16 protein-coding genes, 1 tRNA gene and 1 other RNA gene are annotated in these 14,158 nt (G+C 31.6%); 14 read left to right on the plus strand and 4 right to left on the minus strand.

The genetic code is table 11. The features are described 5' to 3' along the window. Together MR285_RS00300 and MR285_RS00305 are read left to right on the plus strand one after the other, a co-directional pair. The coding region (locus MR285_RS00300) for an aminotransferase class III-fold pyridoxal phosphate-dependent enzyme (RefSeq protein WP_293557124.1) at positions 1 to 378 on the plus strand (378 nt) is incomplete at its 5' end. A 138-nt stretch (positions 379 to 516) separates the two neighbouring features. Then, positions 517 to 1,206 carry an HAD-IA family hydrolase gene (locus MR285_RS00305; protein ID WP_293557125.1) on the plus strand — a complete coding sequence of 230 codons (690 nt, stop codon included), beginning with the start codon at positions 517 to 519 and terminating at the stop codon, positions 1,204 to 1,206. A gap of 76 nt (positions 1,207 to 1,282) precedes the next feature. On the opposite strand, the gene MR285_RS00310 is transcribed toward MR285_RS00305, so the two are convergent. Beyond that, complete coding sequence (locus MR285_RS00310) at positions 1,283 to 1,912, minus strand: 50S ribosomal protein L25 (RefSeq protein WP_293557126.1); 630 nt, start codon at positions 1,910 to 1,912, stop codon at positions 1,283 to 1,285. A gap of 15 nt (positions 1,913 to 1,927) precedes the next feature. Further along, positions 1,928 to 2,989, minus strand: coding sequence for a tRNA 2-thiouridine(34) synthase MnmA (gene mnmA, locus MR285_RS00315; RefSeq protein ID WP_293557127.1), 1,062 nt, complete (start codon positions 2,987 to 2,989; stop codon positions 1,928 to 1,930). Positions 2,990 to 3,300: 311 nt separating this feature from the next. On the opposite strand from mnmA, the gene MR285_RS00320 reads away from it, so the two are divergent. The 3 genes from MR285_RS00320 (at position 3,301) to MR285_RS00330 (ending at position 5,293) form a co-directional block, all read left to right on the plus strand. Next, positions 3,301 to 3,567 (plus strand): Veg family protein, encoded by a 267-nt coding sequence (locus MR285_RS00320; protein WP_293557128.1) that lies wholly within the window; start codon positions 3,301 to 3,303, stop codon positions 3,565 to 3,567. A gap of 159 nt (positions 3,568 to 3,726) precedes the next feature. Next, a complete protein-coding gene (gene ispE, locus MR285_RS00325; protein ID WP_293557129.1) occupies positions 3,727 to 4,572 on the plus strand; it encodes a 4-(cytidine 5'-diphospho)-2-C-methyl-D-erythritol kinase in 846 nt (281 codons plus the stop codon). Continuing rightward, complete coding sequence (locus MR285_RS00330) at positions 4,559 to 5,293, plus strand: hypothetical protein (protein WP_293557130.1); 735 nt, start codon at positions 4,559 to 4,561, stop codon at positions 5,291 to 5,293. Before ispE ends, MR285_RS00330 begins: the two co-directional genes overlap by 14 nt. A 7-nt stretch (positions 5,294 to 5,300) precedes the next feature. Here the strand turns inward: MR285_RS00330 and ffs are convergent. Both ffs and MR285_RS00340 read right to left on the minus strand, forming a co-directional pair. Next, positions 5,301 to 5,565, minus strand: an RNA gene (ffs, locus tag MR285_RS00335) — signal recognition particle sRNA large type. A gap of 3 nt (positions 5,566 to 5,568) precedes the next feature. After that, a tRNA-Ser gene (locus tag MR285_RS00340) sits at positions 5,569 to 5,658 on the minus strand. Positions 5,659 to 5,714: 56 nt separating this feature from the next. On the opposite strand from MR285_RS00340, the gene MR285_RS00345 reads away from it, so the two are divergent. From MR285_RS00345 to MR285_RS00385, 9 genes are all read left to right on the plus strand, one after another. After that, on the plus strand, positions 5,715 to 6,701 hold the full coding sequence (locus MR285_RS00345; protein ID WP_293557131.1) for a biotin--[acetyl-CoA-carboxylase] ligase: 987 nt from the start codon (positions 5,715 to 5,717) through the stop codon (positions 6,699 to 6,701). Positions 6,702 to 6,753: 52 nt separating this feature from the next. Next, on the plus strand, positions 6,754 to 8,106 hold the full coding sequence (locus MR285_RS00350) for an aminotransferase class I/II-fold pyridoxal phosphate-dependent enzyme (RefSeq protein WP_293557132.1): 1,353 nt from the start codon (positions 6,754 to 6,756) through the stop codon (positions 8,104 to 8,106). After that, positions 8,103 to 8,711, plus strand: a complete 609-nt coding sequence (tmk, locus tag MR285_RS00355) for a dTMP kinase (protein ID WP_293557133.1) — start codon at positions 8,103 to 8,105, stop codon at positions 8,709 to 8,711. The genes MR285_RS00350 and tmk overlap by 4 nt, the downstream gene beginning before the upstream one ends. Continuing rightward, positions 8,708 to 9,034 carry a cyclic-di-AMP receptor gene (locus MR285_RS00360; protein ID WP_293557134.1) on the plus strand — a complete coding sequence of 109 codons (327 nt, stop codon included), beginning with the start codon at positions 8,708 to 8,710 and terminating at the stop codon, positions 9,032 to 9,034. The genes tmk and MR285_RS00360 overlap by 4 nt, the downstream gene beginning before the upstream one ends. Before the next feature lie 8 nt (positions 9,035 to 9,042). After that, a complete protein-coding gene (locus MR285_RS00365) occupies positions 9,043 to 9,327 on the plus strand; it encodes a cyclic-di-AMP receptor (protein WP_293557135.1) in 285 nt (94 codons plus the stop codon). Beyond that, positions 9,327 to 10,265, plus strand: coding sequence for an AAA family ATPase (locus MR285_RS00370; protein WP_293557136.1), 939 nt, complete (start codon positions 9,327 to 9,329; stop codon positions 10,263 to 10,265). Before MR285_RS00365 ends, MR285_RS00370 begins: the two co-directional genes overlap by 1 nt. Then, the gene (locus MR285_RS00375; RefSeq protein WP_293557137.1) at positions 10,262 to 11,155 is read left to right on the plus strand and encodes a stage 0 sporulation family protein; all 894 of its coding nucleotides are present in this window, start codon (positions 10,262 to 10,264) and stop codon (positions 11,153 to 11,155) included. The genes MR285_RS00370 and MR285_RS00375 overlap by 4 nt, the downstream gene beginning before the upstream one ends. Positions 11,156 to 11,181: 26 nt before the next feature. After that, the gene (locus MR285_RS00380; protein ID WP_293557138.1) at positions 11,182 to 13,284 is read left to right on the plus strand and encodes an MFS transporter; all 2,103 of its coding nucleotides are present in this window, start codon (positions 11,182 to 11,184) and stop codon (positions 13,282 to 13,284) included. A gap of 96 nt (positions 13,285 to 13,380) precedes the next feature. Next, entirely contained in the window at positions 13,381 to 13,863 is a 483-nt protein-coding gene (locus MR285_RS00385; RefSeq protein WP_293557139.1) for a ferritin, read from the plus strand. Positions 13,864 to 14,158 lie beyond the last annotated feature (295 nt).

A 14,158-nucleotide genomic window follows, 5' to 3' on the forward strand; every position in this document is an offset into this window, starting at 1 on the left:
GATCCAACTCACGCTCTTATGCACAGTCCTACTTTTATGGGGAATCCTCTTGCTTGTGCTGTTTCACTTTGTGCAATAGAAATTTTTGAAGAAGAAAAACTTATGGATAAGATTAAGAGAATAGGAGAAATTGAAAGAGAAGAAATGGAAGGCTTTACTCATGAAAAAATAGAAGATGTAAGAGTAATGGGTGGCTGCGTATGTATTGAAGTTAAAGATGGAAGGGACATTGAAGGTTTCCAAGAGTTTGCCTATGAAAGAGGAGTTTTTGCTAGACCCTTTATAAAGTATATTTACTCCCTGGTTCCCTATGTAATTAATGAAGAAGAACTTAGAAAAGTTATGAGGACTATGAAAGAATGGCTTGAAAATAAATAAAATTTTTTAAAATATAAACTCATAAAAAGGCTAAAAGCATGATGAACTAAAATAAAATTGCCATAAACACTTTTCACAATAAAAAAATTCATATAGAATTAAATATAATATAAGGGGATAAAAACTGAAAGGAATTTAATGATTATTATGATTAAGGCAATTTTATTTGATAAAGATGGGACGCTACTTAAATTTTCTGAAATTTGGGTGGATTCAATTGTAGAATTTTTAAAGGGAAAAAATTTAAGCGAAGATTCAAAGAAAAAACTTTTTAAAAAGATTGGCATAGTGGAAAATAATGAAGTAGAAGAAAACTCTATTCTTTCATCCGAAACTATAAAGGATTTGGCGATTATTTTTTTGGAATACATGGAGGAAAGTGCAGAGAAAATTTATAAAGATATTGACGATTTTCTACTAGAATTTTTAAAAAAGAATAAAGAGGAAATAAAGGAAACTTGCGACCTAAAAAGTTTATTTGCTGACTTAAAAGGCAGGGGGATTCTTATTGGACTTTTCACTTCTGATAATTATAGGCAGGCGAAATTTTCTATGGAGTATTTGGAACTTGATAAATTTATTGATTTTTATGCCGCAGCAGATTTATATAAAAAGAAACCAAGTAAAGAAAGCCTAGAAATTTTTAAGAAAAAATATTCTCTTAAAGACGATGAAATAATTGTCGTTGGAGATTCAAAGGTGGATATGATTTTTGGAAGGGACACCATAAAATTAGGCGTCCTATGTGGCACTGGTTCCAGAGATATGTTAGAAAAATATACTGCTAATATTTCAGAGGATCCAAGAGGAGTTTTAAAATTTTTATAGAGCAAAAATATAAAAATCAAAATTAAAAATTGACAAAAAAATAAGGGCTCCAAGAGCCCTTTTAAAATACAAACTATTATTCAGCTTTTTCTTCAGTTTCAGCAACAGTAGGAACTTCTGCAGAAACTTCTTCTTCTCCTTCTTCAGGTTCTTTTTCTTCTGTTGGTTCAACAAGAGTTGCAACAGTTTCTTCAGCGTCGATGTCGATTTTAATATTTTCGTCGCCATAGATGTCAAGGTCAGCAACAGTTTTAACATCGCCAATTTGCATTTCAACAACATTTACAACAGCTTCAGAAGGAAGGTATTTTGGAAGACAAGTTACTTGTACTTCGTTTAATACTTGGATTAATGAAGATGGTTGAACCTTAACTTCATCTCTACCTTCAAGAATAACAGGAACTTCAACAGTAAGCTCAGTGTTCATATCAACTTCAAATAGGTCAAAGTGAACCATTGCATTTTTAATGTGGTGCATTTGAACTTCCTTAAAAAGAACGGAAATAGTTTCTCCGTCAACTTCGATTTCAAAAATATTTGAATATCCTTCTTCAGAAAAAGCTTTAAGTAAATCTTTTTCAAGGCCAGATACTAATTTTGCTTCCTCTCCCTTTGAATAAAGAACTCCAGGAATTTCACCCTTAGTTCTAAGTTTATCAACCTTGTTTTTACCCTTTGCATCTCTTTTGTTTAAAACTAATTTCATATATACCTCCAAAATTTATTTTATAATACCTGAACCAAGGCATACATCACCTTGATAAAAAACACATACTTGACCAGGTGTAACACCTTTAAGTGATTTTTTCAGTTTAACAACATATTTACCATTATTATTTTCAAGGGTCGCATCTTCATCGCTTGCCCTATATCTTATTTTAACAGATAAATCAATGGGAAGAGAAGGAATTTCTGTAATCCAAAAAATATCTTCAACTTCAAATTCATCCTTATAGAGAGCTGGATTATTAATTCCCTGTGCGACAATTAAAAGATTATTTTTCAAATCTTTGTCGGCAACGAAGAAGGGTTCACCACTTCCAACGCCACCTATGCCAATTCCACGTCTTTGACCAATTGTGTAGTGCATAAGACCAGAATGTTCTCCAATTACATTGCCCTTTTCGTCCACAATTTTGCCAGGCTTAGTAAAAAGAAATTGGTCTAAAAATTCATTAAAATCTCTTTCGCCAATAAAACAAATTCCAGTAGAATCCTTTTTTGAAGCAGTGGAGAGATTATATTTTTTTGCAATGTGCCTTACCTCATCTTTGGTTAAATCGCCAACGGGGAAGAGAGTCTTTGCAAGTGCATCAGACCTAACCCTTGACAAAAAATAAGACTGATCCTTATTAGGATCGGCTCCCTTTAAAAGATAAGTTTTACCATTGACATTTTTTGTCCTAGCATAATGGCCCATTGCAATATAATCAGCATCAAAATCCATTGCATAGTCGAGGAATGCCTTGAACTTAATCTCAGTATTGCACATTACATCTGGATTGGGAGTTCTGCCCTTTTTGTATTCGCTAAGGAAGTAAGAAAAAACTCTATCTCTATATTCTTTTTCAAAATTGACAGTAAAGTATTTTATGTCAAGTTGTGAACAGACAGAAACTACATCAATGTAATCTTCTCTTGCCGTGCACATTCCGTCATCTTCAGCCCAGTTTCTCATAAAAACAGCTGTAACATCATAGCCAGCTTCTTTTAAGAGAATTGCAGACACAGACGAATCCACGCCGCCACTCATTCCGAGAATGACTTTTTTGTTTTTTTGCATCAATACCTCCAATCCACTTAATAACAATACATAATTATACAATAGTTGGCTTGAAAAATCTAGACTTATTTAACAAAATGCAAGTTCCTAGGGCTTTTTGAATAAAAAATAAAAAATTTTTTGTGGAATAATCTTTGGATAAAAAATATTAGGGCAAAGATAAAACTTTGTGAAAAATATTTAAAAATTATGGTAAAATTTTATTGACAAAAAAAACTATATGGAGTAAAATTATAGATTTATTTGACAGAATTAAATTTTTATAGTATAATGAACTAGTATTAAAAGTCTTTGGAAGGAATGGATATCAAATGAATCAAATGCAATTAATCAAGAAAGAACTTGAAAATCATATAGGAAAGAAAGTTATTGTAAGAGCCAATAAGGGCAGAAAAAAAATTGTCACTCGCAAAGGTGTTTTAAAGGCAACTTATCCAAGTCTTTTTGTACTTGAAGTTTTTAACGGAGAAGAACTTGTAACTGCAAGTTACACATATTCTGACGTACTTACATCAACTGTAAAAGTTACAGTTTTAGACGAAGATGTAAGTTATAAAGACGCAAAGATGATTTCATAAAATATTAGCTGCTTAGGCAGCTTATTTTTTTGTCTAAATTTATGGGAAAATTTTAAAGGAAGATTAAATTTTATAATAAAATCTAAATAAAGCAAAAAGCCTTAATATACATTGATGCAAAAAAATAAATTATGAATTATAATTAATTTGAGGTGTATTATGATTAAAAAGAATGCCCATGCAAAGTTAAATTTATCACTAGACATAATTGGCAAAAGGGAAAATGGATACCACGACATAAAAACTCTAATGGTAATGACAGATCTTTACGATGAGATGAGTTTTTCAAAAAGCAATAAAGTAGAAATATTACCTGATTTTAACTTTGATATAAAAGACAATTTAATTTACAAAGCTTACGAAACCTTAAAAAGTAAAGTTGGATATGACATCCCCTTTAAAATTGAGATAAATAAAAAAATTCCAATCGCAGCAGGGCTTGCTGGCGGCACATCCAATGGTGCAGCTACTTTTTACGCCTTAAACGAATTATATGACTTAAATTTTTCTAAAGACGAGCTAATAGAGATGTCAAAAAGTCTTGGAGCAGATTTTACATATATGATGACTGGTGGAACAAAAATTGCCAGCGGCATTGGCGATATTTTAGAAGATATAAGACCAATATATCTTGAAAATATATTAATCATAAATCCAGGTTATGGCGTTTCAACAAAGGACGTCTACAACAAAATAAAGATAGATGATGAGCGAATTGATTTTCACAAAATTTTAGATGCAATTTATAAATTAGACATTGATAAACTAAATTTTTTTCTAAGAAATAAAATGGAAGATGTAGTTTTTAATATGCACAGAGATTTATTGGAGATTAAAAATAAATTAATTGAATTTAACTCTGCGGCACTAATGAGTGGAAGCGGTGCTACCATCTTTGGAATATTTGAAGACAAAAAATCTTTAGAAGAGGCATATTTTTATTTTAGTAAAATTTACAGATATACATATAAAGTGAGAGTAGGTGAAGGCTTTGGCAGTTTTTGACACAGGACCTGGCATTGTAGGTCTATACCAAGAACATCGTGACTTTTTAAATTATTATATTGACGACAAGTTTGAATACTATGGGCTTTACAAAAGGGACGCTGTAAATGAGAGAATTGAATATATAAAAAAATTTTTTAAAAAGGACAAAAAGGTTTATGTAATGGATTTTGACGCCATAAATTATTTTAAAGATTTTAAAAATGCAGAATTTGGAGAAAAATCTCTAAAAAATAAATTTATCGACAGAAAAATCTTATGCCTTTCATCAAAACTTACTTCAGAAGAAAAAACTTTAGATAATTTCACAAAGTCTTATGTAAAGTACCTAAATGTACCGCTCCTTATAAATGCCTCAAATGATGGGATAGCAGATGAAATTGTAAAAAAAATTTGTGTGGAATATTTTCAAGATTTTGATTTTACTGACTACGATTTAATTTTTTTGGCGTCAAGTGGACTTCATCTGAAGAAGGATTTTTTCAAAAAATATTTTAATGGAATAGAAGTTTTTTCAAATACAGATGCTATTTTAGAGGATTATGAATATAAAAAGGAAAATTACATAAGAGATTATTTTTATGTAACAAATTCAAAGAGAGAATTTTATTCAAGAAGTGAAAAATATTTGAGAGAAAAGAATGTTTTAAAGGATAGAGAAATCTTAAATGTATCAAAACTAAAAAGGAAAATAAAAAAAGTCCCAAATAAATGGGACTAATATGTAGCCATGCACCCTATGTCGAAAGTTAACCTCATCCGTTACCCATACAGTTAGCTCAAATTAGGCGACCCTTGCGGCACACAAAAGATCTTACTTAGTGCTGCTTCGATCAAGATCTGACACGGTTCATAAGTTTCTGTTGCGCAGGACCCAATCATCAACACCACTTATATGGGGCAGGCGATAAAATTAAAATCCTAAATAGGGAATTCGGCCCTGCTGTAGCGAATTGCAGGTACAGGACATCGCTAATTTCCCGCTTAGCATGGCGATGGCGGAGAGAGGGGGATTCGAACCCCCGATACATTTTCATGTATACTCGCTTTCCAGGCGGGCTCCTTCAGCCACTCGGACATCTCTCCATAGCCTAGTAAGTTATTTTACAGTAGATTTATAAAAATGTCAAGAAGGTGATATATTGAAAACTAAGGATATTGTATTAAGAGAATTAGAAAAAAACAGAGCAAATTATATTTCTGGTCAAGAATTGGCAGAAAAATTAAATATTTCAAGGACAGCAATTTGGAAGGCAATAAATAATTTAAAGAAAAGTGGATTTCAAATTGAATCCCAAACGAAACTTGGCTACAAACTTTTGGGGACAGACGACAAATTATCTGAAGAAGGAATAAGAAAGGGACTTCGTGAAGAATTAAAGGACATAGATATAATTGTATTTGATGAAATTGATTCAACTAACACCGAAGCAAAGCGAAGATTATATTCCAGCGATGTCAAGGATTTTACTGTAATTGTATCAGATATGCAAAAGGGAGGCCGTGGAAGGACGGGCAAAACTTTTGAATCGCCAAAGGGAAGTGGAATTTACTTTAGCATAATTTTACATCCAAAGGAATTTTTTGATTTTTCCTTCTTTGATTTAATTACAGTTAAAGCAGCAGTTTCCGCTCTTCAAGGGATAAAAGAATCTACGGGCAAAGAACCTCAAATAAAATGGGTCAATGATTTATTTTTGAAGGGAAAAAAGATTTGTGGCATTTTGTCAGAACTCGATGCAGATTTTGAATCAAGAAGCGTCAAATCAGTAATTGTTGGAATAGGAATAAATGTAAACAAACCAAAAGACGATAGTTTCGAAGATTTAAAGGACATTGCAGGCTACATCGAAACTGATGCCATAAGAAATGAAATTTTATCTAGCATCTTAAACGCCTTTTATGAAAATAATTATAAAAAGAAAGACGAAGAAGTCATAGATTATTACAAAAAACATTCACTAGTAATTGGAAAAGAACTATCCTTTGAATTAAATGGCAAAAAATATTCCGCAAGGGGAATCGACATAAACGAAAAGGGCAATTTAATAGTAGACACTGGAGAAGAAAAAATTACCCTTTCAAGTGGCGAAGTTTCCATTAAAGGAGATTTTTATAAAAAGGGCTAACTTTTAAATGATTAAAAATTATAGTATAATTAAGGGAAGTTGAGGAGAAAAGATGAAAAGCCCTTTAAAAAATGAAATCGACAAAATTAAAGATGCAATCTCTTTTGGCATGCCAGGCCACAAGGGCAAAGACTTTTTTGACTTGAACATAAAAAGTGATTTGACAGAGATATTAGACACAGATAATCTCCTAAATCCAAAGGGAGCAATAAGGGACTTGCACTTAGAGATAAAAAAATTATTTGGCTCAAAAGAATCCTTTATGACGACAAATGGTTCTACTGGAGCACTTCACATTGCAATTTCTATGGCTACATCTCCTGGAGATAAAATTTTAATACAGAGAAATGCACATAAGTCCATTTACAACGCCCTTATTTTAAATGATTTAGACCCAATTTACTTAAATACAATTTACGACGAAAAGCGTGCCATGTATTTTGGAATAGACCAAGAAGAACTAAGGGATAAAATCAAAAAAAATAATATCAAAGCTTGCGTTCTTGTAAGTCCAAATTATTTTGGCGGAATTTTAAAATTAAAAGAAATAATAAAAATTTTGCAGGACAATAATATCGCAGTGATTGTAGACGAAGCCCATGGAGCACATTTATACTTTTCAGACTTAAAAAAATATTCTGCAATAGATGCAGGCGCTGACTTAGTTGTAAATTCAACGCACAAGATGATACCTTCGCTTACACAGACTGCACTAATTCACAGAGGTACAGATAGATTTTTTCACGATGAACTTTTAAAATTTATAAATATTTATAACAGCACTTCGCCATCCTATTTATTTATGCTTTCCATTGAAGCGGGATTAAAATACATGGACGAAGTTGGAAGATTGGAGATAAAAAATAGAATAGAAGATATTGAGAGCCTAAAAAGAGAAATAAATTATAATTTAGATTTAAGCCACGACTCTATAATAAAAGTAGACCCAATGAAATTTTTATTTAGAATTGGAAATATGAGCGGCGAAGAAATCCTAAAAGACTTTTTAAAAAACAAAAACATTAGACTTGAAATGGGCGATTTATACTACGCCCTTGCCCTAATTTCTCCAATAAATTCTAAAGGTGAAATAGAAAAATTAAGAGATGCAATTTTAAGTTACGATAACAATGACTTTAAAGAGATTTTGCCACTAAAATTTGAAATTCCAAAGAGAAAGATGATGCCAAGGGAAGCATTTTTAGCGAGAGGCGAATACCTTTCATATAAAGAAGCAAAGGGCAGAATTTCTAAAGAGATAATAGCAGCCTATCCACCAGGAGTACCACTAGTGAGTTTTGGCGAGGTCATTGACCAAAAAATTATAGAAAGTATAGACAGATATTTAAACGAAGGAATTGAAATAATAGGACTTCACGAAGATAAAATTGAGGTAGTTAAATGAGCGCATTTATTACATTTGAAGGGCCAGACGGGTCCGGAAAATCAACAATTTGCAATTTAATTTATGAAGAACTTTTAAAGAACAAAGTAAAAACAATAAAGACTAGAGAACCAGGCGGCACTAGAATTTCTGAAAAAATAAGAGAAATTATTTTAGACAAAGATTTAAGTGAAATGGACATGAGGACAGAGGCACTTTTATATTCTGCATCACGAGCCCAACACACTTACGAAAAAATAATTCCCGCCTTAAAAAGCGGAATTACAGTTCTCTGCGAAAGATATGTCCTTTCATCCCTAGCTTATCAAGGATACGCAAGGGGACAAAAACTAGAAGACATTTTAAGCATAAATAATTTTGCAACGGGAAAGATAAAACCCGACATTGTATTTATATTTAGAAGTAGCGGAGTAACTCTTCACAGAAAAGACAAATCCTGCTATGACAGATTAGAGAGAGAACCCGACGAATTTCACAAAAAAGTTCGCGACTACTACAACAATTTAGAAAAAGAGGATAATTATTATTTTATAGATGTAAATAAAAGTATAGAAGAAGTTTTTTGCGACTGCATGAAAGTTCTAAAAGAGAGGATGGTTGTGTGAAACTTGTAATCGCAATAGTTCAAGATGAAGATAGCGAAAATTTAATAAAAACTCTTAACAAGAATAATTTTAAAGTTACAAAAGTAAGCTCCACTGGCGGATTTTTAAAATCTGGTAATGTTACAATTATTTCAGGGATTGACGACGAAGACAAGGATAAGTTTATGAAAATTTTAGAAGAAAATTCAAAGACAAGAGAAGTAAAAAGAACTATCCAACCAATTAATATTCCAGGTCAAGCTATGATTCCAGTGCCAATAAGCGTAAAAGTTGGCGGAGCGACAATTTTTGTAGTCGATGTATTTGATTTTAAAAAGTTTTAGGTGATATTATGAAAATGATTATAGCAATAGTGCAAGAGAAATACACAGATGCACTAATAGATAAATTTTTAGACGAAGACATATATGTTACAAGGCTAAGTTCAACAGGCGGTTTCTTCAAATCAGGGAATACCACGCTTTTGTTGGGTTGTGAAGAAAGCGAACTCGATAGGATTTATGCAATTTTTAAAGAACTAACTGAACCCGAAGACATTCACATTAAAGAAGGGGACTTCAAAGTTTCTGGAGCCACAATATTTGTAGTTGACTTGGAAGATTCAAAGAGAATTTAATGTTTTTAGAAAATTCAGAAATAATAAATAGCTTAGAAAGAGATTTACAAAACAAATCTTATAGCCACGCCTATCTTTTTTGCGGCTCAAAGGGAATAGGAAAGTTTTCTCATGCGAAAAATTTTGCAAGAGCAATATTAAAGGACAATAGCGAAGCCCTTAGATTTTTTAGCGGAATAAAAGAATATGAAGACTCCGACCTTTTTATAGTAAAGGGCAAAAGTATAATAAAAAAAGAAGAAATCGAAGAAATAATCGAAAATTCTTTCTCAAAACCCTATAACAGTAGCCACAAAATTGTAATCATAGACGATTTTGACAAAGTTACAGTAGAAGGACAAAATGCACTTTTAAAAACCTTGGAAGAACCTGAGGACTATTTGATTTTAATATTAATATCAAGCACCATAAAAAAAATTCTTCCCACAATCATATCAAGGTGTAGGATTTTAAAATTTGCTGATGTTACAAGAGATAGGATAGAAGACTTTTTGATTAAAAAAAATATTACAGAGAAAAATGCAAAACTTTTTTCACGACTTTCCAATGGGAGTGTGAGCCTTGCCCTTAGATATTACGAAGATCCTGAACTTCTGTCCAAGAGAGAAGATGTAATAAAATTAATTGACAAAATTATAAGAAAGACAGAATTTATTTTTGACGAGATAAATTTTTTCAAGGACAATAAAGAAGACTTTGAAAATATTTTGAACTTTATGCTCACATGGTATATGGACTTAATATATATAAAAAATGGTAGCGAAGAAAAAATTGCAAACATAGACAAAATAGATTTATTAAAATTAGAAGACGTCAGTGTATCGCAAGTAATAAAATCCTATGACGCAATTATAAAGGCACTTGAGCGTCAAGAGAAGAATATAAATTTTGACTTAAATGTAGAAACACTTTTAATTGAATTAGGGGGAATTAGATGATAGAAATAGCTGGAGTTAGATTTAAAAGAACTGGCAAAATCTATTATTTTGATCCCATTGATATAGATTTAAAAATTGGCGATTATGTAATAGTAGAAACTGTGCGTGGACTTGAATTTGGCGCAGTAAAACTTTTAAAAGAAGTAGAAGAAGAAAGTATTAAGGGCGAACTTAAACCCGTAATACGAGTTGCAAATCAAGAAGATAAAAATATCAATGTGGAAAATAGAAATAAAGCAAAAGAAGCAATTATAATTTGTGAGCAAAAGGTAGCAGAACATGGACTCGATATGAAATTAATTTCCTGCGAATATACCTTTGATCGCTCAAAATTATTGTTTTACTTCACATCAGAGGGCAGAGTGGACTTTAGAGAATTAGTAAGAGATCTCGCCTCAATTTTTAAAACCAGAATTGAACTTAGACAAATTGGAGTTCGTGACCAAGCAAAATTCGTAGGTGGACTTGGATGCTGTGGCAGACCAACTTGTTGTTCCACATTTTTAAGCGAATTTTCGCCAGTTTCAATAAAAATGGCAAAGGACCAAAATTTAAGTTTGAACCCTACCAAAATTTCTGGAATTTGCGGCAGGCTTATGTGTTGCCTAAAATACGAACAAGAAGGTTACGAATGTATTAACAAGAAAATGCCAAGAGCAGGCGAAATTGTAAAGACAAGTAGAGGCAAGGCGACAGTAGTTTCCACTTACACAATACAAGAACTTGTGAAAGTTATGTATGAATTTGAAGACGAAAAAGAAACAACCTATTTAGAACTCGATGAAATAAAACGAACTCGCGAGTTTAACAAAACTTTTATAAATGAATCAGTATCACTTAATGTAGAAGAATACGACGAAAGTGAACTTGTAGAATTAGAGAGGGATTAAGGATAAGCGATGCTTATCCTATTATTATGAAAATAAATAATTTTTTAATAAAAATATCAAACAAAATAAATAATTTTTTCAAAAAACATTTTGGAAGAGCAAGAGGGTTTAGACTTATAGTCATTGCTATAATGTCTTTATTTTCAGCGATGTTTTTCTATTACTACATAGAAGACTTTAACATACCAAAGGCACTAGCCTTTATAATATTTGCTTCTTTATTTTTTGTTTTTTACAACTTAGCAGAATTTTTACTTAAAATTATATTTGTCCTATTAAAAAGAATTAGGACGAAAAATCTTGCTTTATATGCAATATTAATTTGGGGAATAAAATATTTTTACAACCAATGTCTATACTATGTGGACCTAGAGCACTTTGAAATAATATTTATTGCAGTAGCTTTTTTAGTGATTCTTGCCTTTTCAAAGTCCCTAATTAGTTTTACAAAAAATAAAAAGAAAAAAGCACTATTATTTTTAATGCCAAGCACAATTATAATCCTTGCATCCCTTTACTTTATGTTTTTTCCAGGATTTGACAGCAGAGAAGTCTATGAATTAAATGGCGAAAAAAATAAAATTGCATCAAAACCTGCAAAATATAAAGTTGAAGTAATAGATTATGAAGGACACCCCATAAATTTGCGTGATTTCGTAAATTATAGCGGCAACACAAAAAAAGTTAGAGATAAGTTTTTTGGTAAAACTTTAAAAGAAACAGAAGTTAAGGGCAGAATTTATGCGCCAAAAGATTTGGCGAGAGCACCACTTTTATTTGTAGTCCATGGCAATCACAGATTTACAACCAAAAATTATTTAGGCTACGATTATCTGGGACATTACCTCGCAGAGAGGGGTATTGCAGTAGTATCTGTGGACCAAAATATGTTAAATGGATTTTTTAAGTTTGGACTTTCCAACGAAAATGACGCAAGAGCAGTCCTCTTACTTGAAAACATAAAAAATATTTTGTCGAGAAATAAAACAAAAGATAGCCTGCTATACAATAGATTTGATCCGCAAAACATCGCACTACTTGGACATTCTCGTGGCGGAGAAGCGGCAGCAATCGCCTATAATTTTAACCAACTAAATTTTCACCCAGACGATGGAAATATTTCCCACAGATATAATTTTAATATCAAGAGTATAATCACAGTTTCTCCAACTTACGACCAATACGAACCATCAGACAAGAGCATAGTTTTAAAAGACGTAGATTATCTTACAATCGGCGGCAGCGACGATGCTGACGTAGATGGCTTTGAAGGGATGTTGCTCTACGACAATGTATTTTTTTCAGGAGAAAAGGACAAATTTAAAGCGGCAGTATATCTAGGCTATGCAAATCATGGCAACTTTAATTCACTTTGGGGCGACTACGACATAGACCCAGCTGAGGGTTTTTTCTTAAATCGAAAAGAACTTTTAGACGGAGATGACCAAAGAGAAATTCTTTCTATATATACTCTAAGTTTTTTAGAAAACGCCTTTGAAAAAAGTTACAACAGAGAAATCTTTAGAGAAGGTTCAAAAGATTACGGCGACTTGCCAAAGACAAATTACTACAATAGATATATGGATTCAACCTTTATGAAAATCGCAGATTTTGAAGAAGACTATGATTTGACCACAACATCAATAAAGAGCGGAATAATAAATTTTGACAATTTAAATGACATATATGAAGACAGCCACGAATATGGTGAAAGTGATTCTAATACAACAGCAGTTTTTTTAGATGGCAAAGAAGGCTCAAGTTATGGGATAAGATTTACAGAAAAAATACAAGTGGGAAAATTTTTGCAATTTGACATGGAAAATTTAAACGTTATAGACAATTCAGATTCAGTGGATATAGAAATTCAAGATACTTGGGGAAATGCCGCTTCGCTAAATTTATCAAAATATAAAAACTTAACGCCAATGACAAAATCTTTTATTTACAAGACAGATTATCTCATAGGTGATTATGTAAATAGATACAGCCCTCAAACAGTTTTAATACCAATGGAAGATTTCAAAAAGAAAAATGGCGAGTTAAATTTAGATGAAATAAATAAAATTGAATTTCAATTTAACGGAAATGCAAAAATATCAATAGATAATTTGGGAATTTCTAATTAGTTGTTTTAAAAAATACAAATAAGGGTAATATAAAAACATGAGTAATATAGCTTTAAAACAAAAGCGTAAAATAAAAAATCATGGGAGGTTTTAATTATGGAAAGTAAACTAATAAAAAAAATAAACGAACAATATAATTTTGAAATATCATCAGGATATATTTACTATTCAATGGCAAACTACATGAAAGACAAGGGCATGGACGGATTTGCTCACTTCTTCAACAAACAAGCAGAAGAGGAATTTGTACACGCAGAAAAATTAAGAAAATTCTTATTTGAAATAGGAGTAAGACCAGAGCTTGAAGGAATTGAAAAACCTCAAGTAGAATTTGGAAACTTCACAGAAACTTTTAAGACAGCTTATGAACACGAGCAAGAAGTAACAAGAAGAATTAACGAACTTGTAGACTTGGCAGTAGAAGAAAATGACCACAGAGTAACATCACTCCTACAATGGTATGTTGACGAACAAGTTGAAGAAGAAGATAATTTCAGAGGAATAATCGAAAGACTTGAAAGAATCAATGAAAGTTGGGCAGGATTATACATCTACGACGGAGAACTTGGCAGAAGATAATTTAAAATCAAAAAGGTACCTTAAGGTATCTTTTTTTTATGCAATGCAAAATAAAATAAAAAAATAAAAGAAGAAAATATTTAACAAAACGGGCAAAATGCCTCACGACAAAAAATAAATTGCAAAAAAACAGCCCTTTTGTTATAATTTTACATACGGTCGCAAGACCCTTTCTATTATAACTAAAAATAACTAAAGCAAAATCAATATTACATAAATATTTCAAAACGATATCACGCACTAAATTTATGTAATGTAATTGTAATTTTACAAAGGAAATTTCTAGTGTATAATA

The sequence above is a fragment of the Peptoniphilus sp. genome, from assembly GCF_022767005.1.
Taxonomy (GTDB): Bacteria; Bacillota; Clostridia; order Tissierellales; family Peptoniphilaceae; genus Peptoniphilus_A.

Bases quoted from the DNA above. Each gene is read 5' to 3' on its own strand.
- MR285_RS00305 (WP_293557125.1), top strand. From the start codon at position 517: ATGATTATTATGATTAAGGCAATTTTATTTGATAAAGATGGGACGCTA.
- MR285_RS00310 (WP_293557126.1), bottom strand. From the start codon at position 1,912: ATGAAATTAGTTTTAAACAAAAGAGATGCAAAGGGTAAAAACAAGGTT.
- mnmA (WP_293557127.1), bottom strand. From the start codon at position 2,989: ATGCAAAAAAACAAAAAAGTCATTCTCGGAATGAGTGGCGGCGTGGAT.
- MR285_RS00320 (WP_293557128.1), top strand. From the start codon at position 3,301: ATGAATCAAATGCAATTAATCAAGAAAGAACTTGAAAATCATATAGGA.
- ispE (WP_293557129.1), top strand. From the start codon at position 3,727: ATGATTAAAAAGAATGCCCATGCAAAGTTAAATTTATCACTAGACATA.
- MR285_RS00350 (WP_293557132.1), top strand. From the start codon at position 6,754: ATGAAAAGCCCTTTAAAAAATGAAATCGACAAAATTAAAGATGCAATC.
- tmk (WP_293557133.1), top strand. From the start codon at position 8,103: ATGAGCGCATTTATTACATTTGAAGGGCCAGACGGGTCCGGAAAATCA.
- MR285_RS00365 (WP_293557135.1), top strand. From the start codon at position 9,043: ATGAAAATGATTATAGCAATAGTGCAAGAGAAATACACAGATGCACTA.
- MR285_RS00370 (WP_293557136.1), top strand. From the start codon at position 9,327: ATGTTTTTAGAAAATTCAGAAATAATAAATAGCTTAGAAAGAGATTTA.
- MR285_RS00375 (WP_293557137.1), top strand. From the start codon at position 10,262: ATGATAGAAATAGCTGGAGTTAGATTTAAAAGAACTGGCAAAATCTAT.
- MR285_RS00380 (WP_293557138.1), top strand. From the start codon at position 11,182: ATGAAAATAAATAATTTTTTAATAAAAATATCAAACAAAATAAATAAT.
- MR285_RS00385 (WP_293557139.1), top strand. From the start codon at position 13,381: ATGGAAAGTAAACTAATAAAAAAAATAAACGAACAATATAATTTTGAA.